Here is a 20,551-nt window from a genome sequence, read left to right on the forward strand (position 1 = left end):
ACGGGTCCACCTATATCGGGAGCAAGCCCCCTCCCACAAGGACCAGTGTGTACTGATACCCTGAGTCAAACCTTTTCAGCCGAGTTATAAATGCCCCGGCCCAACCGCCATACACTCTTCCCCTTCCTCAGCTGGCTCCCGCGTCAAACCCGAGCCACTGTGGGCCGGGACGCGCTGGTCGGCCTCAGCGGCGCCGTGCTCGCACTGCCCCAATCGATTGCCTACGCGCTGATCGCCGGTCTTCCACCGGAGTACGGTCTGTACGCCGCCATCATCCCGGTGCTGATCGCGTGCCTGTGGGGTTCATCCTGGCACCTGATCTGTGGCCCCACGGCGGCGATTTCCATCGTGCTCTATGCCAGCGTGAGCCCATTGGCCGTGCCGGGGTCGCAGGACTACATCACCTTGATCCTGTTGCTCACCTTTCTCGCCGGCGTATTCCAGTGGCTGCTGGGCATGCTGCGCTTTGGCGCACTGGTGAACTTTGTCTCCCATTCGGTGGTGTTGGGTTTCACCTTGGGCGCCGCCGTAGTGATTGCCCTGGGGCAGTTGCCGAACCTGTTGGGGCTGGATTTGCCGAGCCAGGCCACCGCAATCAATAGCCTGCTGGCGCTGATCCACCATGCTGGCGAGTGGGACCACGCGTCCCTTGTCCTGGGGATCGGGACGTTGCTGGTGGGTGCTTTGCTCAAATACCTCGTGCCTCGCTGGCCAACGCTACTGATCGCACTGACCCTGGGTAGCCTGGCAACGTGGCTATGGCCGTCGATGTTCGGGCATGTGGCGTTGGTCAGTTCGTTTATCGGCAAACTGCCGCCGTTCAGCCCGTTACCGTTGGACCTGGACATGATCCTGCGCCTGCTGCCCAGTGCCGTGGCGGTGGGCATGCTGGGACTGGTGACCAGCCTGTCGATTGCCCGCTCGCTGTCGGCTCGTTCCCAACAGTTGCTCGACGCGAATCAGGAAGTTCGCGCGCAGGGTTTATCCAATATCGTCGGCGGATTTTTCTCCGGCTATCTGTCGGCCGGTTCCTTTACCCGCTCAGGCCTCAGCTACGAGGCAGGCGCCTGCTCGCCGTTGGCCGGGGTGTTTTCCGCGTTATGGGTGGCGCTGTTTGCGTTATTTGGTGCGGCATTGATCGCGCATATTCCAATTCCGAGCATGGCGGCGAGCATCCTGCTGATTTGCTGGGGCTTGGTGGATCATCGTGCTATTCGCGCGCTGTTTCGCGTCAGCCGTGCAGAGTTTGTGGTGATGAGCCTGACCTGTGTCGCCACGTTATTACTGGAGCTGCAAACGGCGATCTATGCGGGGGTGCTGGCGTCGCTGTTTTTCTATCTCAAACGCACGTCGCAGCCACGGGTTCAACAATGGCGAGACGGTGACGAAGATATATTGCGAGTCGGCGGCTCGATCTTTTTTGGCGCCAGCCATTACCTGCAAGTGCGCCTGCAAAGTTTGCAGGGCAAGCGGGTGGTGATCGAGGCGCAGCAGATCAACTTTATCGACTATTCCGGGGTAGAGATGCTGCACCAGGAGGCGCGGAGATTGAAGGGGTTGGGGCGTAGCCTGACATTGCGCGGGGCACGGCCGCAGGTGGTTGAAGAGCTGAAGAAACTGGAAGGGGCCGATACCTGCCCCATCCAGTTTGAAGATTGATTACTGCGCCAACTGACGGCGCAGTTCAGCCAACACCGGCGCCGAATCCGGGCGCACACCGCGCCATAGAAAGAACGCTTCAGCGGCCTGTTCAACCAGCATGCCCAGGCCATCCATTGCCACAGCTGCACCTTGCTCAGCCGCCCAACGGCAAAACGCGGTCGGCTCCTTGGCATACATCATGTCGTAGCAAAAGGTCTTGCCCGGTTCTATCAAGCTGCCGGCAATCGGCGGTAAATCGCCTGACAGGCTGGCAGACGTGGCATTGATGATTACGTCCACCGGCTCACGCAGCCAGTCGAAACCACTGGCCGACACCGGGCCCAAGTCGTCGAACAACTCGGCGAGCAATTCAGCCTTTTCCACAGTGCGATTGGCGATGATCAATGAAGCAGGACGCTCAGCCAGCAACGGTTCCAACGCCCCGCGTACCGCGCCACCGGCACCCAGCAACAGGATGCGTTTGCCTTGCAGGCTCAACCCGGCGTTTACCGTCAGGTCGCGCACCAGGCCCGCGCCGTCGGTGTTATCACCCAGCAGCGTGCCATCGGCCAACTTGCTCAGGGTGTTCACCGCACCGGCGCGTTGGGCGCGCTCGGTGAGGCTATTGGCCAGACGGTAAGCGTCTTCCTTGAACGGTACGGTGACGTTAGCGCCACGGCCTTGCTGGAAAAACTCACGGGCACAACCGGTGAAATCCTCCAAGGGCGCAAGCAAAGTGCTGTAGTCCAATTGTTCGCCGGTCTGCTCGGCGAACATGCGGTGAATCAGCGGCGACTTGCTGTGACCGATGGGGTTGCCGAAGACAACATAACGATCCATCAGACCGCCGCCTTAGGCGCGACAACGCCAAGCCAGTCGCGGTCTTGCAGGAAGTAATCAGTGAGCCGCGCCTCTTCGCTGCCGGCCTCGGCCTTCCAGTCATAGCTCCAGCGCACTTGCGGCGGCAGCGACATCAGGATCGATTCGGTACGCCCGCCCGATTGCAGACCAAACAGGGTGCCACGGTCGTAGACCAGGTTGAATTCAACATAGCGGCCGCGACGGAATTCCTGAAACTGGCGCTGCTGCTCGGTATAGGCCATGGCTTTGCGACGCTGCACGATCGGCAGGTAGGCATCGATATAGGCATCGCCGATGGCGCGGATGAAGGCGAAGCAGGTGTCGAAGTCCCACTCGTTCAAGTCATCGAAAAACAGGCCGCCGATACCACGGGGTTCGTTGCGATGCTTGATATGGAAGTAGGTGTCACACCAGGCCTTGTAGCGCGAGTACACGTCCGGGCCAAAAGGTGCGCAGGCCTGCTCGGCCACACGGTGCCAGTGGATGCAGTCTTCTTCGTTGCCGTAATACGGAGTGAGGTCAAAGCCACCACCGAACCACCACACCGGCTCTTCGCCTTCTTTTTCAGCGATGAAAAAACGCACGTTGGCGTGGGACGTCGGCACATGAGGGTTGTGCGGGTGGATCACCAGCGACACGCCGAGGGCTTCAAAGCCACGACCGGCCAGCTCTGGGCGGTGTGCGCTGGCGGATGGTGGCAGGCCGCTGCCGAATACGTGAGAAAAGTTAACGCCGCCTTTTTCGATCACCGAACCGTTTTCGATCACACGGGTGCGACCGCCACCGCCGGCAGGCCGGGTCCAGGCGTCTTCGATAAAGCGAGTGTCCGTCTCAAAGGTTTCCAGGGCGCTGCAAATGCGGTCTTGCAGGTCAAGCAGGTAGGCCTTTACAGCCTCGGTGCGGGTAGTCATGGCATCACCTTGAATCGGGCAAAGCTACGCGAGGCCATTGGGCGTCGGCGGCAAATGGGCGCACAGGATACCACTGCACCCTATGCCGTCGCAGTTGACGAAGATCAAGCTTAGGAGTCCGATAGGGGGCTACGCGAATTCGACCCAAGGAGAAGTGCAGATGGCCAAACGTATCCAGTTCAGCGCCCATGGCGGCCCCGATGTACTTGAATATGTGGACTACACGCCGGCGGAGCCGGGCCCGCAGCAGGTTCGTGTGCGTAACGAGGCCATTGGCCTGAACTTCATCGACACCTATTTCCGCAGCGGCCTATACGCACCACCGGCCTTGCCGTCCGGTCTGGGCGCAGAAGGCGCCGGCGTGGTTGACGCGGTTGGCAGCGAAGTCACCCAATTCAAGGTCGGCGACCGCGTGGCCTACGGCAGCGGCCCGCTCGGCGCGTACAGCGAACTGCACGTACTGCCCGCCGCTAACCTGGTGCACCTGCCGGACGACATCAGCTTCGAACAAGCCGCCGGTGCCATGCTCAAGGGCCTGACCGTGCAGTACCTGTTGCGCCAGACCTATGAACTGAAGGGCGGCGAGACCATCCTGTTCCACGCTGCGGCCGGTGGCGTGGGCTCCCTGGCCTGCCAATGGGCCAAGGCGCTCGGCGTGAAGTTGATCGGTACCGTGAGTTCGCCAGAGAAAGCCGCTTTGGCCAAATCCCTCGGTGCCTGGGAAACCATCGACTACAGCAAGGAAAACGTCGCACAGCGCGTGCTGGAATTGACCGACGGCAAAAAGGTCCCGGTGGTGTACGACGGTGTCGGCAAGGACACGTGGCTGACTTCCCTGGACAGCGCGGCGCCCCGTGGGTTGGTGGTGAGCTTTGGCAATGCCTCGGGCGCGGTGGATGGGGTGAACTTGGGGATACTCTCGGCCAAGGGCTCGCTGTACGTGACCCGACCGACCCTGGCGACCTACGCCAACAACGCGGCGAACTTGCAGACGATGGCAGATGATCTGTTTTCGATGATCCAGAGCGGCAAGGTGCGCATTGATATCAACCAGCGGTATTCGCTGGCGGAAGCGGCGAAGGCACAGACGGAGTTGTCGGGGCGGCGCACCACCGGGTCGACCATCCTGTTGCCGTAAGGCTTAAGAACGCTATCGCCGGCAAGAGCACGCAATCCTCTGTAGGAGGTGCCTTGCCGGCGATCAGCCACACCTCAGTATTACGACGGTCGCACCACCTCACCGGTTGCCAGATTGCGAATCAGGCTTGGATTCTTGCGCCCGCCGAGGGCGCCACCCAGTACCAAGTCGACCTGACCACGGAAATACTGCTCCACGCGAATCCGCGAGCGCGCAGCCGGGCGGCCTTGAGGGTTGGCCGACGTGGAAATCAACGGCCCGACCAGCGAACACAAATCCCGCACCAGAGGATGGTCAGTGACCCGAAGCGCGACCGTGTCGTGCACACCGGTCACCCATTCCGGCAGCAAGTCCTGATGGGGCACCAGCCAAGTGTTCGGCCCTGGCCAGGTGCTGGCCATACGGTCGATCCAGTCTTGGGGGAAATCTTCGAAGAGAAAATCAAACTGACGAATGTTGTCGGCCACCAGGATCAGGCCCTTGTCCACCGAGCGATTCTTGATGGCGAGCAAACGGTCGACTGCTTCTTCATTCCACGGGTCGCAGCCCAAGCCCCATACCGCCTCGGTTGGATAGGCAATCACCGCGCCTGCGCGAATTTCTCGTGCGGTTTCCAACACACGCCACCTGTTGACCATTGCTCATTCTCCGGACTAAAGCTCTGGGCAGTTTACCGATCTTCTTTACAAAACCTAGTTCCAAAAAACCGGCAGCTATAAAAGCTGACCACGCGCCAGCCAGCGACCGCTTTCGCAAATCACCTGGCCTTCAAGCTCCAGCTCCGTGAGGGTCGTCAACACTTGGGACAAAGGCCGACCGCTGGCAATCGCCAGGGCTTCGCTGGTGTGGGGCGCCGCGTGCAGCAACGCCACCAGCGGATGGATCACCGGCATCGGCGCCGGGCGCGACAAGGCCTGCCAGCCCCGCAAGCCTTCGAGGATGTGCTCAATGGTTTCCACCAGCATTGCACCATCGCGGATCAACTGATGACAGCCTTTGGCCCCAGGGTGATGGATGGAACCCGGGATGGCATACACCTCCCGGCCTTGCTCGGCCGCCAGCTTCGCGGTGATCAGCGAGCCACTGGCCACACTGGCTTCCACCACCAGCACGCCCAGCGACAGGCCACTGATGATTCGATTGCGCCGCGGAAAGTTGCTCGCCTGAGGCCCAGCGTCCAGTGGGAACTCGGAAACCACTGCGCTGCCCTGGGCAATCATCGCCTCTGCGAGCCTTCGGTGGCGCTGTGGATAAACATTTTCCAGGCCGGTGCCAAGCACGCCGATGGTGTGTCCACCCACATCCAATGCCGCCTGATGCGCCGCGCCGTCGATACCCAGTGCGAGGCCACTGGTGATGACAAAACCGGCGCTGGCCAAACTACGGGAAAAAGCGGCAGCGGTGTCCATGCCAGGGCGCGACGCGCGCCGGCTGCCGACCATCGCCAGTTGCGGTTTTTCGAGGATTGAAGGGTCGCCAGCGACGAATAACAGCGGTGGCGCATCGTCGATCTGGGCTAGTAATGCCGGGTACTCAGGCTGGTCCCACATCAGCAAATGCTGGGCTGGGCGGCCCAACCACGCCAATGCCTCACTGGCGCCATCTCGGATTTCGGGACTGCGGCGAGCGTCTGCGCTGATGGTTGGCAAGCCCAGTGCACGCCAGGCACTGGCAGGCGCGCTGATGGCCTTTGAAGCGCTGCCGAACGCTTCGATCAACAACCTAAAACGCTTCGGGCCTACTTCTGGCAGCCTGTGCAAGCGTAGTCGGGCCTCCAGTTCTGAAGGGGAAATTTCATTGCTGTTTATCGGAAACATCTGATCATCCTTGACCGGAACAAGCTGTGGATAACTCTGTTGGTAACTTATTTAGCAGGCTATTTATTGCGTTTGCGCAGCAGTCTCGAAACGGTCCATGACTGCCAACGGGCGTGAGGCGCTGAGAACCAGGCCATAACTGAGTTTTTCGTAGGTGCGGAACACCAGCAGAGTGCCGGCGCGCTCATCGGGTAGCTTCGTGGGAACACCGGTGAGCGTGGCGCCGGTTTTAATGACGGTCAGCAGTTGACCCTCCACCAGACCGTCGCGCCGGCCTTTGCTCAGGGTGACAGCGTCCAGCACGCCAATCTGGGTGACGCCCCTGGGGATATCGATGATTTTTCCTTCGATGAAAGGCGCTGACTTTACGGGCTCCAGCGCCGTAGGCAATTGCGCGCGGAGCAGGCGGTCGCCAGGGCGTACCTCCTGAGTTACCCGTTGCACAGCGAGGGTCGTGAGGTCGCCCGCCATCACAAAGCGCGCGGTACCGATGTCATCGGCGTTGATACCCAGCAATTCCTGCGTTTGAGGGTCGGCGTAGACCTTGCCTCGGCGAAAGATCCCATAGCTTGGCTGGGCCGGATCCAGGTCGCCTCTGGCGTGCACACGTTCGCCATTGGCCCCCAGCACGCGCCCGCCGTCGGTCGCGACAATGTAAGGCGCATTGTCCAGATCCTGAGGCGTATCAAGAATACGGTTATGCAATAAAAACCGCTGAATGGCCTGTTGCGTCGGTTGATCCAGACGCGAGCCAGGTTGGGGAAGCAGGGCTGCGGCGAACGGGGCCCATAGCAGCAAGACGAGTAGCGATTTCCTCATGGGGTGAATCTCCTTTATTATGTGCGTTCGCGTGAAATGCCAGAGCCTTCGCGGCTTTCGAACCTTTCACACCGGCCGTATGGGTCCATCCCACCGCCGATTTGCCTTTACCTCACATGTGCAGCAATTACGCTTATGGCTATTTTGAACATCCTCGAATTCCCCGACTCGCGCCTGCGCACGATCGCCAAACCGGTGGCCGTAGTGGACGACAAGGTTCGTCAGTTGGTCGATGACATGTTTGAAACAATGTATGAAGCCCCGGGCATTGGCCTCGCCGCCACCCAGGTCAACGTGCATCAGCGCGTCGTGGTCATGGACCTGTCGGAAGACCGTAGCGAACCGATGGTGTACATCAACCCTGAGTTCGAGCCACTGACCGAAGAGATGGGCGAATATCAGGAAGGCTGCCTGTCGGTGCCGGAGTTCTACGAGAACGTCGAGCGCCCGCTGCGCGTGAAGATCAAAGCCCTGGACCGTGACGGTAAGCCGTTCGAGCTGATTGCCGAAGGCCTGCTGGCAGTGTGCATCCAGCACGAATGCGACCACCTCAACGGCAAACTATTTGTCGATTACCTGTCCACGCTCAAGCGCGACAGGATCAAGAAGAAGCTGGAAAAAAAGCATCGCCAGCAAGCTTGATGCCCTCCTTCCAAAGGCTTGCTGCGGCAAGCCTTTTTCTTTTGTGACTGTTTTTAACCGAGACTTCCCATGACCGAGCCATTGCGCATTGTTTTTGCCGGCACCCCTGAATTCGCCGCCGAACACCTCAAGGCGCTGCTTGCCAGCCCTCACGATGTCATTGCGGTGTATACCCAGCCGGATCGCCCGGCCGGTCGCGGGCAAAAACTGATGCCGAGCCCGGTCAAGCAGTTGGCGCTTGAGCACAACATTCCTGTACTGCAGCCGCCTACCCTGCGCAACGCCGAGGCCCAGGCCGAGCTGGCTGCGCTCAATCCTGACCTACTGGTGGTGGTGGCTTACGGCTTGATCCTGCCGCAAGTGGTGCTGGATATCCCGCGCCTGGGTTGCATCAACAGCCATGCGTCGCTGCTGCCACGCTGGCGCGGTGCGGCGCCGATCCAGCGCGCGGTGGAAGCCGGTGATGCGCAAAGCGGTGTGACCGTGATGCGCATGGAGGCAGGTTTGGACACCGGCCCGATGCTGCTCAAAGTGGTTACGCCGATCACCGCCGAAGACACTGGCGGCAGCCTGCACGACCGCCTGGCCGAAATGGGCCCAACTGCCGTCATCCATGCCATCGCCGGCCTCGCCGAAGGCACCTTGGAAGGCGAAGTGCAAGACGATAGCCTGGCCACCTACGCCCACAAATTGAACAAAGACGAAGCACGCATCGACTGGAGCCGCCCGGCGGTGGAGCTGGAACGGCTGGTGCGTGCCTTCAACCCGTGGCCGGTCTGCCACAGCACCCTCAACGGCGAAGCCTTGAAAGTGTTGGCTGCCCATTTGGCGGACGGCAAAGGCGCCCCCGGCGAGATAATCGGCGCCAGCAAGGAAGGCCTGTTGATCGCCTGCGGTGAACAGGCGCTGTGCCTGACGCGTCTGCAATTGCCCGGCGGCAAGGCGCTGAATTTCAGCGACTTGTTCAACAGCCGTCGTGAGAAATTTTCCCTGGGCACTGTACTTGGGGTGGCCGCGCAATGAACCCACGTCTGGCCGCCGCCAAGGCTCTCGCCGCCGTACTCAACGGCAAGGCTTCGCTGAACAGTTCACTGCCCACGCAGTTGGATAAAGTCGAAGACCGTGACCGCGGCTTCACCCAGGACCTGGCCTTTGGCACCGCCCGTTGGCAACCTCGTTTGTCGGCGCTGGCGGCCAAGCTGCTGCAAAAGCCATTCAAGGCGGCCGATGCTGACGTCGAGGCGCTGCTGCTGGTAGGGCTTTATCAGTTGCTCTACACCCGCGTGCCGGCCCACGCCGCCATCGGTGAAACCGTCGGATGCGCCGACAAGCTGAAAAAACCTTGGGCCAAGGCCTTGCTCAACGCTGTGCTGCGCCGTGCCCAACGCGAAAGCGAGGCGCTGCTGGCGGAGCTGGAACATGACCCGGTAGTGCGCACCGCCCACCCGCGCTGGCTGCAAAAATCCCTCAAGGCGTTCTGGCCCGAGCAGTGGGAAGCCATTTGCGCGGCGAACAATGCGCACCCGCCGATGATCCTGCGGGTCAACCGTCGCCATCACAGCCGTGACGCGTACCTGCAATTGCTGACGGCCGCAGGCATCAACGCGACGCCGTGCGTGTACAGCACCGACGGCATCGTGCTGGAGGCCGCCGCCGATGTACGCAGCCTGCCGGGCTTTGCCGAGGGTTGGATCAGTGTGCAGGACGAAGCCGCGCAACTGGCCGCCGACCTGCTCGATCTGGCACCGGGCCAGCGCGTGCTGGACGCTTGTTGTGCACCAGGCGGTAAGACATGTCACATCCTGGAAGTCGAAAAAGGCTTGGCCGGTGTCGTCGCTGTTGACCTGGAAGCCAAGCGCCTCGTGCGTGTAAGGGAAAACCTCGCACGCCTGGGCCTGAGCGCCGAACTGATCGCCGCCGACGGCCGTGACACCGCCGCATGGTGGGACGGCAAACCGTTCCAGCGCATTCTGCTGGACGCGCCTTGCTCCGCGACCGGTGTGATCCGCCGCCACCCGGACATCAAGCTCACACGCCAACCCGACGACATCGCCGCCCTGGCCGCGCTGCAAGGTGAACTGTTGGACGCGATGTGGCCGACCCTCGAAGTCGGCGGCATCCTGCTCTACGCCACCTGCTCGACATTGCCCACCGAAAATACTGAGGTGATCGAAGCCTTCCTCGCTCGCACAAGCGGCGCCCGTGAGCTGGATCTCGCCACGACGGCCGGTATCAAGCAGCCTCACGGTCGCCAACTGCTCGCGCAAGAAGGCGGACACGATGGCTTCTACTACGCCAAACTGATCAAGATCGCCGCCGCGCGTGGCTGAATGGTTATTGAGGGAGTGACCGGATGAAAATCATCATCCTTGGGGCAGGGCAGGTCGGCGGCACACTGGCCGAACATTTGGCCAGTGAAGCCAACGACATTACCGTGGTCGACACCGATAGCGAACGACTGCGCGACTTGGGCGACCGCCTGGATATCCGCACCGTACAAGGTCGTGCGTCGTTTCCTACGGTGCTGCGTCAGGCCGGTGCCGACGATGCCGACATGCTCGTGGCGGTGACCAACAGCGACGAGACCAATATGGTCGCCTGCCAAGTCGCCCATACCCTGTTCCACACCCCGACCAAGATCGCCCGGGTCCGCGAAGCCGCCTACCTGACCCGCGCCGGCCTGTTCGATAACGACGCCATTCCTGTAGATGTGCTCATCAGTCCTGAGCAAGTGGTGACCCACTACATCAAGCGCCTGATCGAAATCCCGGGCGCCTTGCAGGTGATCGACTTCGCCGGTGGCAAAGCCCAATTGGTCGCAGTGAAGGCCTATTACGGCGGTCCACTGGTCGGCCAACAACTGCGCCAACTGCGTGAACACATGCCCAATGTGGAAACCCGCGTAGCGGCGATTTTTCGGCGTGACCGGCCGATCCTGCCGCAGGGCGATACAGTGATCGAAGCCGACGACGAGGTGTTTTTCATCGCGGCCAAAGCGAATATTCGCGCCGTCATGAGCGAAATGCGCCGGCTCGACGAGAACTACAAGCGCATCGTTATCGCCGGCGGCGGCCAGATCGGCGAGCGGCTGGCCGAGGCCATCGAAAGTCGTTACCAAGTGAAGATCATCGAGATGAATCCGGCGCGCTGCCGGCATTTGTCCGACACCCTCGACAGCACCGTCGTCCTGCAAGGCAGCGCCTCGGACCGCGACCTGTTGATGGAAGAGAACATCGCCGACGCCGACATCTTCCTGGCCCTGACCAACGATGACGAAGCCAACATCATGTCGTCGCTGCTGGCCAAGCGGCTGGGGGCGAAGAAGGTGATGACCATCATCAACAACCCGGCCTATGTCGACCTGATCCAGGGCGGCGATATCGACATCGCCATCAGCCCGCAACTGGCGACCATCGGCACCTTGCTGGCCCACGTACGCCGTGGCGATATCGTCAGCGTGCACTCCCTGCGGCGCGGCGCGGCGGAAGCCATTGAGGCGATCGCCCATGGGGATTCGAAGTCGAGCAAAGTGATCGGCAAAGCCATCCGCGATATCGGCCTGCCGCCGGGCACAACCATTGGCGCGATCATTCGTGACGAAGAGGTGATCATTGCCCACGACGATACGATGATCGCCACGGGTGACCACGTGATCCTGTTCCTGGTGGATAAAAAACATATCCGCGATGTGGAGAAGTTGTTCCACGTGGGATTGAGCTTTTTCTGATCAACCGGAGTGACCGACATGCTCGAATCCCTGGAAAAAATGCTCGCCAAGGGTGTGGATAACTCGCTGCTGCGCTTTGGACTGGGCAAGGGTTATTTGGATCTGAAGGACAACGCCAAGGCGGCGGAGCATTTGCAGAAATGCGTCGAGTTCGATCCGAAGTATTCGGCGGCGTGGAAGTTGTTGGGCAAGGCACAGTTAGGCCAGGGTGATAACTCCGCAGCGCGACAGGCGTGGGAGAAGGGCGTTGAAGCGGCCCAGGCCCATGGCGACAAGCAGGCCGAGAAAGAGATGACGGTGTTCCTGAAGAAACTCGACCGCCAAAGCTAAGCAGATCGAAAATGTGGGAGGGGCAAGTCGAATCGTCGCACCGCCCCTCCCACATTTGGTTTTGTATTGTCTTTGGGTCAATACCACCGCTCTTCACCCGGCGGGCGTTTCTTGAAGCGCTTCATGCTCCACATGTACTGGCTCGGGTAGGCGCCGACATAACGCTCAACGACCTTGCTCATCGCGGCGCAAGACGTGGCAGTGTCGGTGCTGTACATGTCTTCCGGCGCAGCTTCCAGGATCACTTTGTAGCCCGAACCATCCGGCAGTCGCAGGGCATGCAGGAATACACCGACCGCCTTATGGCCCGCGAGCATATTCGGCACGAACTTGCTGGTGAGCGCCTGGGTTGCAAAGAATGGCACGAAGATCCCCGCCGATTCCGCCGGCTCCGGGTCAGCGGGAATACCCACTTGGCCACCTTTACGCACTTCCTTGATCACACTGAGGATGCCTTCCTTAGTGGAAGCCGCCACACGGTTGCCCAACTGCACGCGCTGTTTGCGCAGCAACTCATCCACTGCCTTGAGCTTGGGCGGGCGGTAAAAAATGATCGGTTTGCACTGGTTGCAGTAAAAGTGGTTCAACACTTCCCAGTTGCCCAGGTGGCTGGTGATGCCGACTACGCCTTTGCCCGAGGCCAGAGCTTCGTGCAGCACTTCCAGGCCTTCGACTTCACGCACCAGGTCGATGGAACGCTGGGCCGGCCAGATCCAGGCGCAGGCGCTTTCAGTCAGGGACTTGCCGATGTCCATCAGGCTTTGGCCGACCAGGCGCTCCCGGGCGGCGGGGTCCATGTCCGGAAAGCATTTTGAGAGGTTGATCCGCACCGTTTCGCGGGATCGATTGGGGGTTTTCCACATGATCCAGCCGATGGCCGAACCCACGGCTTGCACTGCGCGCCATGGCAGCAGGGCAAACAACCGAAGAGCGCCTACCAGCAAGGCGCCTTTAAACTTTTCCACAGGTCACTCCTGATCGTGTGTGGTGCGCAAAGCGCGCATTCTAACCGGCGTTGACCAAGTCCGCGTAACGGTCGCAGTCCTGAGTGTGGTCCATGACCATGCCAGAGGCCTGCATGAACGCGTAACAGATGGTCGGGCCAACAAAGGTGAAACCGGCTTTCTTGAGTGCTTTGCTCATGGCTTCAGCCTCCGGCGTAATCGCCGGCACTTCGCTGCGGTCCTTGAAATGGTTGACCTTGGGCACCCCGCCGACAAACGACCAGAGCAACCCCACCGGGTCCGCCAGCGCCAGCCAAGCCGCAGCGTTGCGCCGGGTGGCGTTGAGCTTGAGGCGGTTGCGCACGATACCTGGGTCGAGCATCAGCGCTTCGATCTCGTCATCGCTCAATTGCGCCAACCGCTGCGGATCAAAACCGAACAAGACCTTTCGATAATGCTCGCGTTTGCGTAAAACGGTGATCCAGGAAAGGCCCGCCTGGAACCCTTCGAGTAAAAGCAACTCGAACAAACCCTGCGCATCGCGTAGCGGCGTTCCCCACTCCTGATCGTGATAAGCCATGTACAGCGGATCTTCAGAACACCAAAAGCAGCGTGGCATAAGGCTCCAGGGGATGGTGGCGCGGCCGAATCGGGTATACTCCCGCTCTTTAAATCGCAGCCCAAGTAACAGGTGAATTTCGTGAGCCAGCCTACGCCAGCCGTGCGTACCTTCCAAGACTTGATCCTCGCCCTCCAGCAATACTGGGCCGAGCAAGGTTGTGTGGTACTTCAGCCCTACGATATGGAAGTAGGCGCCGGCACTTTCCACACCGCTACCTTCCTGCGGGCCATTGGCCCGGAAACCTGGAACGCCGCTTATGTGCAGCCCAGTCGTCGCCCGACTGACGGCCGCTACGGCGAAAACCCGAACCGTCTGCAGCACTACTACCAGTTCCAGGTGGTATTGAAGCCGAACCCGGACAATTTCCAGGAACTGTACCTGGGCTCGCTCAAGCATGTTGGCCTGGATCCGCTGGTCCACGATATCCGCTTTGTCGAAGACAACTGGGAGTCGCCGACCCTGGGCGCCTGGGGCTTGGGCTGGGAAGTCTGGCTCAACGGCATGGAAGTGACGCAGTTCACTTACTTCCAGCAAGCCGGTGGCATCGAGTGCTACCCGGTGACCGGCGAAATCACCTACGGCCTTGAGCGCCTGGCCATGTACCTGCAAGGCGTGGACTCGGTCTACGACCTGGTGTGGGCTGACGGCCCGTTCGGCAAAGTGACCTACGGCGATGTGTTCCACCAGAACGAAGTGGAGCAATCCACCTACAACTTCGAACACGCCAACGTCGAAAAGCTGTTCGAACTGTTCGACTTCTACGAAAGCGAAGCCAAGCGTCTGATCGAACTCGATCAGCCGCTGCCGCTGCCAAGCTATGAAATGGTGTTGAAGGCGTCCCATACCTTCAACCTGCTGGACGCCCGCCGTGCCATCTCGGTAACCGCGCGCCAGCAATACATCCTGCGAGTACGCACCCTGGCGCGTTCCGTCGCCCAAGCCTACCTGCTGGCTCGCGCCAAGCTGGGCTTCCCGATGGCAACCCCGGACCTGCGTGATGAAGTGTTGGCTAAGCTGGAGGCTGCACAATGAGTGCTCAAGATTTCCTGGTTGAACTGGGCACCGAAGAGCTGCCACCGAAGGCACTCAACACCCTGGCCGATGCGTTCCTGGCCGGGATCGAAAAAGGCCTGCAAAGCGCTGGCCTGAAGTTTGAAGCCAAGAAAGTCTACGCCGCGCCACGTCGCCTGGCCGTGTTGCTGACCGCGCTGGAAACCCAGCAACCGGACCGCAGCATTAACCTCGACGGCCCGCCGCGCCAAGCGGCTTTCGACGCTGAAGGCAATCCGACCCAGGCTGCCCTTGGTTTTGCCAAGAAGTGTGGCGTGGAACTGAGTGAGATCGACCAGAGTGGTCCGAAACTGCGTTTCAGCCAGGTCATCACCGGTAAGCCGACTGCCAGCCTGCTGCCGACCATCGTTGAAGACTCCCTGAACGACCTGCCGATCCCCAAGCGCATGCGCTGGGGTGCACGCAAAGAAGAATTCGTCCGCCCAACCCAATGGCTGGTGATGCTGCTCGGTGACCAGGTCATTGACTGCACCATCCTCGCCCAGAAGGCCGGCCGAGATTCCCGCGGTCACCGCTTCCACCATCCAGAAGCCGTACGCATCACCTCGCCGGCGAACTATGCCGCCGATCTGCGTGCAGCTTATGTGCTGGCCGACGCCAACGAGCGTCGCGAGCTGATCAGCAAGCGCACCGAAGAACTGGCCCGCCTGCAGGAAGGCACCGCCATCGTGCCGCCAAGCCTGCTCGACGAAGTGACCGCGCTGGTTGAATGGCCTGTGCCGCTGGTGTGCTCGTTCGAAGAGCGCTTCCTCGATGTGCCGCAAGAAGCACTGATCACCACCATGCAGGACAACCAGAAGTACTTCTGCCTGCTGGACGTGGACGGTAAGTTGCTGCCGCGCTTTATCACCGTAGCCAACATTGAAAGCAAAGACCCGCAGCAGATCATCGCCGGTAACGAGAAAGTCGTTCGCCCGCGACTGACTGACGCTGAGTTCTTCTTCAAGCAAGACAAGAAGCAGAAGCTCGAAGACTTCAACCTGCGCCTGCAAAACGTGGTGTTCCAGGAAAAACTCGGTAGCGTCTACGACAAGGCTGTGCGTGTTTCCAAACTCGCTGCCTACATCGCACCACGCATCGGCGGCGATGCGGCCTCGGCCGCCCGCGCTGGTTTGCTGTCCAAGTGCGACCTGGCGACCGAGATGGTCGGCGAATTCCCAGAGATGCAAGGTGTTGCCGGCTACTACTACGCCCTCAACGATGGCGAGGCCGAAGACGTCGCCCTGGCGCTGAACGAGCAGTACATGCCACGCGGTGCTGGTGCAGAACTGCCAACTACCTTGACCGGTGCGGCCGTGGCCATCGCCGACAAGCTGGATACCCTGGTGGGCATCTTCGGTATCGGCATGCTGCCTACCGGTAGCAAAGACCCGTACGCCCTGCGCCGTGCGGCATTGGGCGTGCTGCGTATCCTGATCGACAAGAAGCTCGACCTGGACCTGACACAGGCCATCGTGTTCGCGGTGGGTCAGTTCGGTACCAAGGTCAAGCAAGCGGGTCTGGCCGAGCAAGTGCTGGAGTTCGTGTTCGACCGCCTGCGTGCGCGTTACGAAGACGAAGGCGTGGACGTTTCCGTCTACCTGTCGGTTCGCGCCCTGCAGCCGGGTTCGGCGCTGGACTTCGATCAGCGCGTACAAGCCGTACAGGCCTTCCGTAAGTTGCCGGAAGCCGATGCCCTGGCCGCTGTGAACAAGCGTGTGTCGAACCTGCTGAGCAAGGCCGAAGGCCTGGGCAATGGCGACGTCGACCCTGGCCTGTTTGCCGATGCCAAAGAGTTCTCGCTGAATTCGGCCATCGCCAAGGCAGAAAACGCCGTCAAGCCGCTGATCGCCGAGCGTAACTACGCCGAAGCGCTGGCGCGCCTGGCCACCCTGCGTGAGCCGGTGGATGCGTTCTTCGAAGCCGTGATGATCAATGCCGAAGATGCCGGCGTGCGGAAAAACCGTTACGCCATGCTGGCGCGTCTGCGCGGCTTGTTCGTCAACATCGCTGACATTTCGACACTGAGCTGACCATGTTGAAACTGCTGATTCTCGATCGGGACGGGGTGATCAACTACGACTCCGACGCTTACATCAAGTCGGTGGCGGAATGGATTCCACTGCCCGGTTCGATCGAGGCCATCGCGCAGTTGAGCAAAGCCGGCTGGACGGTGGCAATCGCCACCAACCAGTCCGGCATCGCCCGTGGCTATTACGACATCGCTACCTTGGACGCCATGCACGCGCGCTTGCGCACGCTGGTGGCGGAGCAGGGCGGTGAGGTGGGGCTGGTGGTGTACTGCCCTCACGGGCCGGATGAGGGCTGCGATTGCCGCAAACCCAAACCTGGCATGTTGAAAACCATTGCAGAACATTACAAGGTGCCCTTGGCTGGGATATGGTTCGTCGGGGACAGCCTCGGTGACCTGGAGGCGGCCAAAGCCGTCGACTCTCAGCCAGTTTTGGTAAAGACCGGGAAAGGCGAAAAGACCCAGGCGAAAAACCTGCCGGTAGGCACCTTGATTTTTGACGATCTGGCGGCGGTTGCCGCAGAACTTATCAACAACTAGCCGCCCTCGACTTCCTGACCAAGGACTGTTCGGGAGTGCGCTTTTAACAGGCGGGCCCTGTCCCGCAACGGTAAATGCCGCCATGTCGATTTTGCAGGCCATCAGAACCTTTTTCTTTTACCTGCTGCTGGGCACCAGTTCGTTTCTCTGGTGCACCCTGAGCTTTTTTATTGCGCCGTTCCTCCCGTTCAAGGCGCGCTATCGCTTTATCAACGTCTATTGGTGCCGCTGCGCGTTGTGGCTGACCAAGGTGTTCCTGAACATTCGTTTCGAGGTCAAGGGGGCGGAAAACGTACCGGACCAGCCGTGCGTGATTTTGTCGAATCACCAAAGCACCTGGGAGACCTTCTTTCTCTCGGCTTACTTCTCGCCATTGAGCCAAGTGCTCAAGCGTGAGCTGCTGTACGTGCCGTTCTTCGGCTGGGCCATGGCCATGTTGCGCCCGATTGCTATCGACCGTGACAACCCCAAGGCAGCGCTCAAGCATGTCGCCAAGAAGGGCGATGAGCTGCTCAAAGACGGCGTGTGGGTGCTGATCTTTCCGGAAGGAACACGAGTCCCCTTTGGGACCGTAGGCAAGTTCTCCCGTGGAGGTACAGCATTGGCGGTCAACGCCAACCTGCCAGTGTTGCCGATTGCACATAACGCCGGCAGGTTCTGGCCGAAGACCGGTTGGGCAAAACGCGAGGGCACCATCACGGTGGTGATTGGCGAGCCAATGTACGCAGAAGGCGAAGGCCCACGCGCTATTGCAGCGCTGAATGAGCGCGCCCAGGCGTGGAATGAGGCACAGCAGCGGGCCATGGGTTCTCTACCGCCGGAGCCAGTTGTTGTGGATACGCCGGTGATATGAGGATCTGTGGATAACCTGTGTACGGTTTGTTGGCGAATCAGCTTTTTTGAGTCATAAGAAGCTGATTTACTTACATATTTCCAGAGCCGATAAAATCTCGAAAAACGTGCATAAGTTTTTTCCGCATAAAAAAACCGGTCCTTGTGACCGGTTTTTTATGCACAGCAGAAAAGGACGTTTTAACAGTCTTCCAGCAAGGGCAATTGCAGTCTGAATGTAGTGCCTTTGCCTAGGGTGCTTTCACATTCGATACGACCTCCATGGCGCTCCACGACTGCCTTGACCATGGTGAGCCCTAGCCCCAACCCTTCGCTGCCTTGGGCTGAATCAAAGCGTTTGTACTGGCTGAACAGCTCCGGTAAATCCTTGGAGGCTATCCCGGGGCCCTGGTCGCTGATAAGGCATTCCAACCAACCTTGTTCGCTGCTGTGTCTCAACCGGACGGTGGTGCCGGATGGCGAGTACTTGATCGCGTTCTCCAGCACATTGAATAACGCGCGAGTGAGTAGGGACTGATCGGCTGACACCATCCCTTCATCCGCCTCTTCAAGATCGTGGACCAGGTGAATACCTTTGAGCTGGGCGATCAGTGCTACCTGGTCAAAAGCATCCATTACCAGCATGGCAAACAGCGTCGGTTGGAAGTGGTAACCATCGGCCTCCGCTTTCGCCAACTGGACGAAGGATTCAGTCAGGCTCAAGGCTCGGCGTACTTGCTGCTCAATCTGAGAAAATACTGGCGACTCGGCGTTGTGCACGTCGAGCAGCGCGAGGATCGCCGAGTGCGGTGCACGCAGATCATGGGAAAGGAAACGCAGCATAGTTTCCCGGTGCTGCTGGGCCTCGCGCTCTTTGCTCAGGTCTGTGAGGCTTAGCAACCAACCCAGCGCCACATCCCCTTCGGCAGGTAGTAAAGGAGCAAGCTCCATGCGCAGGCTGCGTTGGTGAATATCACGGAACTCAACAAGCTCCAACGCAGAAAGGGCAGGGCGCACGCCGTTGTGCAGGGGTGGATAGCCCAGATCAACCAATTGGTCCAATAGGTTTTGGTTGACCAGATCGCTGCCGAACACGTCGCGGGCAATGCGATTGGCCAGCAGGATATTGCCTTGTGTGTCTGTGATCAGCGTCGCCACCGGCAGGCACTCCAAACCATCGGCCATAAAGCGTCGTGTGTCCCTTGTACGGCTTACCGCTTGCTCCAGGGCAAAGATGCGCCCCTGCAACACATCACCTTTGCTGGCAGGCGCACGTCGGCGCTCAGGCAGAACTTTGGGTTCGTCATCCAATCGGGCCAACTCCCAGCCAAAGTACGCCAGGATTACGCTGAGACGTCGCCAGTTCCAGATCAGGTAGCTGAGCAGCAATCCGATCAGGCAGGCCGCAGGCGACCACCAGTAGCCGATACGCAATAGGGCAAATGAGCCGAGCAAAGCCGTGAACATACAGCCAAGGGTCATCCACAGTGCAAAGCGTGGGCGGTAGAGCAGCAGCCCCAGTAGCGCCGCCACCAGGGATGTTGCCATCAGGGCAGCCACCCAGTCGGGCAAGTCCACAATGCTGCGACCTTGCAGCAATCCATTGAGCACGTTGGCCTGAATCTCCACGCCCGCCGTGGTTCCCACCATGGGTGAGAGCGGCGTGACATAGCGATCACCCATTCCCGATGCTGGCGCTCCTACCAGAATCAGACGATTGCGCAGCCGCTCGGGGGAGACTTCTCCACGTAATACGCTGACATAAGACACGCTTGGAAAATGGCTGTCGGGGGCGATATACGGGATGCGAACTGCATACTCTCGATGCCAATCCTGGGAATTCGAATCCACAGGCTCACCTGGCATCTCTGAAGGCTGGCCGCTCATCGTGAACGCCAACCACGCCAACTGAGGTGCCGTCGCATTGGGTGGGCCCTCACGTAAATAAAGGCTGCGCACCACGCCATCGCTGTCAGCCTCCACGTTGATATGCCCAACCCCCTTGGCACATTTGAGCAGCGGCCGCATTTGTACTCTGGGTGGGCTATAACTGGCAGAGTCGTCACGCCCCAAGGGCAACAGTACGTTGCCGGCGTTGCACACCGCATCTGCTAAACGTTTTTCTTGGAGGGGATCGGCGGGATCGCTGAAGATTACATCCAACAGAATGCTGGCGGGTTGTGCAGCGCTCAGACGATCGATCAGGTCGGCGTGCAAACTAGGGGGCCAAGGCCACTGGCCGAGCTTCTTCAGGCTGGCGTCATCGATAGTAACCAGCAGGATACGAGGATCCACTGGCAGCGGTGTTAGACGGCGAAGGCTGTCATACAGCGGGTTGTTCAAAGCCAGGCCAGTACTCATTGAGAGGTAGGCTGTGATCGGCAACAACAGCAAACCGATCCACAACCACTCACGAACCAGACCGTGGAACAGCCGTTGGGCATGGGTGGGTTGACGTTTTTCGGCCTTGCCCCAGAGCATCATTGATCAGCGTGTCCCTGTTGTTGGCATGCGGTAGAAGGTGGCATAGCGCCCAGTGAAGCTCATTTTCGACGCGGTGGAAAAGTTTTACTGCTTGCGACTCGTAAAGGTGGGAATTCCAAAGGGCATCCACTATCAGGGCACAGGAGTTTACGACAGCGCATG

The 20,551-nt window shown here is 60.0% G+C and carries 19 protein-coding genes; 11 read left to right on the forward strand and 8 right to left on the reverse strand.

What is annotated here, in order from left to right:
• The first annotated feature begins 90 nt into the window (after nucleotides 1-90).
• A complete protein-coding gene (locus tag ACVWXD_RS24625) occupies nucleotides 91-1,659 on the forward strand; it encodes a SulP family inorganic anion transporter (protein ID WP_181644044.1) in 1,569 nt (522 codons plus the stop codon).
• On the opposite strand, the gene aroE is transcribed toward ACVWXD_RS24625, so the two are convergent.
• Both aroE and hemF read right to left on the reverse strand, forming a co-directional pair.
• Nucleotides 1,660-2,481: a shikimate dehydrogenase gene (gene aroE, locus ACVWXD_RS24630; protein ID WP_032885125.1), complete on the reverse strand. Its 822-nt coding sequence runs from the start codon at nucleotides 2,479-2,481 to the stop codon at nucleotides 1,660-1,662.
• Nucleotides 2,481-3,413: an oxygen-dependent coproporphyrinogen oxidase gene (gene hemF / locus ACVWXD_RS24635; RefSeq protein ID WP_032885127.1), complete on the reverse strand. Its 933-nt coding sequence runs from the start codon at nucleotides 3,411-3,413 to the stop codon at nucleotides 2,481-2,483. Before hemF ends, aroE begins: the two co-directional genes overlap by 1 nt.
• Before the next feature lie 160 nt (nucleotides 3,414-3,573).
• Between hemF and ACVWXD_RS24640 the strand changes: the two genes are divergently transcribed.
• Entirely contained in the window at nucleotides 3,574-4,551 is a 978-nt protein-coding gene (locus ACVWXD_RS24640) for an NADPH:quinone reductase (protein ID WP_260366950.1), read from the forward strand.
• An 80-nt stretch (nucleotides 4,552-4,631) separates the two neighbouring features.
• On the opposite strand, the gene ACVWXD_RS24645 is transcribed toward ACVWXD_RS24640, so the two are convergent.
• From ACVWXD_RS24645 to ACVWXD_RS24655, 3 genes are all read right to left on the reverse strand, one after another.
• Nucleotides 4,632-5,189, reverse strand: coding sequence for an L-threonylcarbamoyladenylate synthase (locus tag ACVWXD_RS24645; RefSeq protein ID WP_122754142.1), 558 nt, complete (start codon nucleotides 5,187-5,189; stop codon nucleotides 4,632-4,634).
• A 75-nt stretch (nucleotides 5,190-5,264) separates the two neighbouring features.
• Entirely contained in the window at nucleotides 5,265-6,368 is a 1,104-nt protein-coding gene (dprA, locus tag ACVWXD_RS24650; RefSeq protein WP_181644045.1) for a DNA-processing protein DprA, read from the reverse strand.
• Nucleotides 6,369-6,431: 63 nt separating this feature from the next.
• On the reverse strand, nucleotides 6,432-7,187 hold the full coding sequence (locus ACVWXD_RS24655; protein ID WP_457371423.1) for a peptidoglycan-binding protein: 756 nt from the start codon (nucleotides 7,185-7,187) through the stop codon (nucleotides 6,432-6,434).
• Nucleotides 7,188-7,322: 135 nt separating this feature from the next.
• Here ACVWXD_RS24655 and def point away from each other — a divergent pair, with 135 nt between their 5' ends.
• The 5 genes from def to ACVWXD_RS24680 all read left to right on the forward strand — a co-directional run bounded on the left by def (nucleotide 7,323) and on the right by ACVWXD_RS24680 (nucleotide 11,886).
• Nucleotides 7,323-7,829 (forward strand): peptide deformylase, encoded by a 507-nt coding sequence (gene def, locus ACVWXD_RS24660; protein ID WP_032885135.1) that lies wholly within the window; start codon nucleotides 7,323-7,325, stop codon nucleotides 7,827-7,829.
• A gap of 69 nt (nucleotides 7,830-7,898) precedes the next feature.
• The gene (fmt, locus tag ACVWXD_RS24665) at nucleotides 7,899-8,852 is read left to right on the forward strand and encodes a methionyl-tRNA formyltransferase (protein ID WP_260366953.1); all 954 of its coding nucleotides are present in this window, start codon (nucleotides 7,899-7,901) and stop codon (nucleotides 8,850-8,852) included.
• Nucleotides 8,849-10,159 carry a 16S rRNA (cytosine(967)-C(5))-methyltransferase RsmB gene (rsmB, locus tag ACVWXD_RS24670; RefSeq protein WP_032885139.1) on the forward strand — a complete coding sequence of 437 codons (1,311 nt, stop codon included), beginning with the start codon at nucleotides 8,849-8,851 and terminating at the stop codon, nucleotides 10,157-10,159. The genes fmt and rsmB overlap by 4 nt, the downstream gene beginning before the upstream one ends.
• A 23-nt stretch (nucleotides 10,160-10,182) precedes the next feature.
• A complete protein-coding gene (trkA, locus tag ACVWXD_RS24675; protein ID WP_032885140.1) occupies nucleotides 10,183-11,556 on the forward strand; it encodes a Trk system potassium transporter TrkA in 1,374 nt (457 codons plus the stop codon).
• Between the two features lie 18 nt (nucleotides 11,557-11,574).
• Nucleotides 11,575-11,886, forward strand: a complete 312-nt coding sequence (locus ACVWXD_RS24680) for a tetratricopeptide repeat protein (protein WP_032885141.1) — start codon at nucleotides 11,575-11,577, stop codon at nucleotides 11,884-11,886.
• 77 nt (nucleotides 11,887-11,963) lie between these two features.
• Here ACVWXD_RS24680 and ACVWXD_RS24685 read toward each other — a convergent pair whose 3' ends face one another.
• Both ACVWXD_RS24685 and ACVWXD_RS24690 read right to left on the reverse strand, forming a co-directional pair.
• Complete coding sequence (locus ACVWXD_RS24685) at nucleotides 11,964-12,851, reverse strand: lysophospholipid acyltransferase (RefSeq protein ID WP_032885142.1); 888 nt, start codon at nucleotides 12,849-12,851, stop codon at nucleotides 11,964-11,966.
• A gap of 40 nt (nucleotides 12,852-12,891) precedes the next feature.
• Nucleotides 12,892-13,449: a DNA-3-methyladenine glycosylase I gene (locus tag ACVWXD_RS24690; protein WP_122764017.1), complete on the reverse strand. Its 558-nt coding sequence runs from the start codon at nucleotides 13,447-13,449 to the stop codon at nucleotides 12,892-12,894.
• Nucleotides 13,450-13,530: 81 nt separating this feature from the next.
• Between ACVWXD_RS24690 and glyQ the strand changes: the two genes are divergently transcribed.
• The 4 genes from glyQ to ACVWXD_RS24710 all read left to right on the forward strand — a co-directional run bounded on the left by glyQ (nucleotide 13,531) and on the right by ACVWXD_RS24710 (nucleotide 17,927).
• On the forward strand, nucleotides 13,531-14,484 hold the full coding sequence (glyQ, locus tag ACVWXD_RS24695) for a glycine--tRNA ligase subunit alpha (protein ID WP_003213601.1): 954 nt from the start codon (nucleotides 13,531-13,533) through the stop codon (nucleotides 14,482-14,484).
• Nucleotides 14,481-16,535 carry a glycine--tRNA ligase subunit beta gene (glyS, locus tag ACVWXD_RS24700; protein WP_095185271.1) on the forward strand — a complete coding sequence of 685 codons (2,055 nt, stop codon included), beginning with the start codon at nucleotides 14,481-14,483 and terminating at the stop codon, nucleotides 16,533-16,535. Before glyQ ends, glyS begins: the two co-directional genes overlap by 4 nt.
• A gap of 2 nt (nucleotides 16,536-16,537) precedes the next feature.
• Nucleotides 16,538-17,074, forward strand: coding sequence for a D-glycero-beta-D-manno-heptose 1,7-bisphosphate 7-phosphatase (gene gmhB / locus ACVWXD_RS24705; protein WP_012721458.1), 537 nt, complete (start codon nucleotides 16,538-16,540; stop codon nucleotides 17,072-17,074).
• Between the two features lie 82 nt (nucleotides 17,075-17,156).
• Entirely contained in the window at nucleotides 17,157-17,927 is a 771-nt protein-coding gene (locus tag ACVWXD_RS24710) for a lysophospholipid acyltransferase family protein (protein WP_095185270.1), read from the forward strand.
• A 179-nt stretch (nucleotides 17,928-18,106) separates the two neighbouring features.
• On the opposite strand, the gene ACVWXD_RS24715 is transcribed toward ACVWXD_RS24710, so the two are convergent.
• Nucleotides 18,107-20,389, reverse strand: coding sequence for a CHASE2 domain-containing protein (locus ACVWXD_RS24715; protein ID WP_122764016.1), 2,283 nt, complete (start codon nucleotides 20,387-20,389; stop codon nucleotides 18,107-18,109).
• Nucleotides 20,390-20,551 lie beyond the last annotated feature (162 nt).

It is taken from the genome of Pseudomonas sp. TE3911 (genome assembly GCF_054062775.1).

What these genes read in the sequence shown, in the direction of transcription:
- gmhB (WP_012721458.1), top strand. Translation starts at nt 16,538, where the DNA reads ATGTTGAAACTGCTGATTCTCGATCGGGACGGGGTGATCAACTACGAC.
- trkA (WP_032885140.1), top strand. Translation starts at nt 10,183, where the DNA reads ATGAAAATCATCATCCTTGGGGCAGGGCAGGTCGGCGGCACACTGGCC.
- dprA (WP_181644045.1), bottom strand. Translation starts at nt 6,368, where the DNA reads ATGTTTCCGATAAACAGCAATGAAATTTCCCCTTCAGAACTGGAGGCC.
- ACVWXD_RS24640 (WP_260366950.1), top strand. Translation starts at nt 3,574, where the DNA reads ATGGCCAAACGTATCCAGTTCAGCGCCCATGGCGGCCCCGATGTACTT.
- glyS (WP_095185271.1), top strand. Translation starts at nt 14,481, where the DNA reads ATGAGTGCTCAAGATTTCCTGGTTGAACTGGGCACCGAAGAGCTGCCA.
- def (WP_032885135.1), top strand. Translation starts at nt 7,323, where the DNA reads ATGGCTATTTTGAACATCCTCGAATTCCCCGACTCGCGCCTGCGCACG.
- ACVWXD_RS24645 (WP_122754142.1), bottom strand. Translation starts at nt 5,189, where the DNA reads ATGGTCAACAGGTGGCGTGTGTTGGAAACCGCACGAGAAATTCGCGCA.
- rsmB (WP_032885139.1), top strand. Translation starts at nt 8,849, where the DNA reads ATGAACCCACGTCTGGCCGCCGCCAAGGCTCTCGCCGCCGTACTCAAC.
- ACVWXD_RS24625 (WP_181644044.1), top strand. Translation starts at nt 91, where the DNA reads ATGCCCCGGCCCAACCGCCATACACTCTTCCCCTTCCTCAGCTGGCTC.
- aroE (WP_032885125.1), bottom strand. Translation starts at nt 2,481, where the DNA reads ATGGATCGTTATGTTGTCTTCGGCAACCCCATCGGTCACAGCAAGTCG.
- hemF (WP_032885127.1), bottom strand. Translation starts at nt 3,413, where the DNA reads ATGACTACCCGCACCGAGGCTGTAAAGGCCTACCTGCTTGACCTGCAA.
- ACVWXD_RS24690 (WP_122764017.1), bottom strand. Translation starts at nt 13,449, where the DNA reads ATGCCACGCTGCTTTTGGTGTTCTGAAGATCCGCTGTACATGGCTTAT.
- ACVWXD_RS24680 (WP_032885141.1), top strand. Translation starts at nt 11,575, where the DNA reads ATGCTCGAATCCCTGGAAAAAATGCTCGCCAAGGGTGTGGATAACTCG.
- ACVWXD_RS24715 (WP_122764016.1), bottom strand. Translation starts at nt 20,389, where the DNA reads ATGATGCTCTGGGGCAAGGCCGAAAAACGTCAACCCACCCATGCCCAA.
- fmt (WP_260366953.1), top strand. Translation starts at nt 7,899, where the DNA reads ATGACCGAGCCATTGCGCATTGTTTTTGCCGGCACCCCTGAATTCGCC.
- ACVWXD_RS24655 (WP_457371423.1), bottom strand. Translation starts at nt 7,187, where the DNA reads ATGAGGAAATCGCTACTCGTCTTGCTGCTATGGGCCCCGTTCGCCGCA.
- ACVWXD_RS24710 (WP_095185270.1), top strand. Translation starts at nt 17,157, where the DNA reads ATGTCGATTTTGCAGGCCATCAGAACCTTTTTCTTTTACCTGCTGCTG.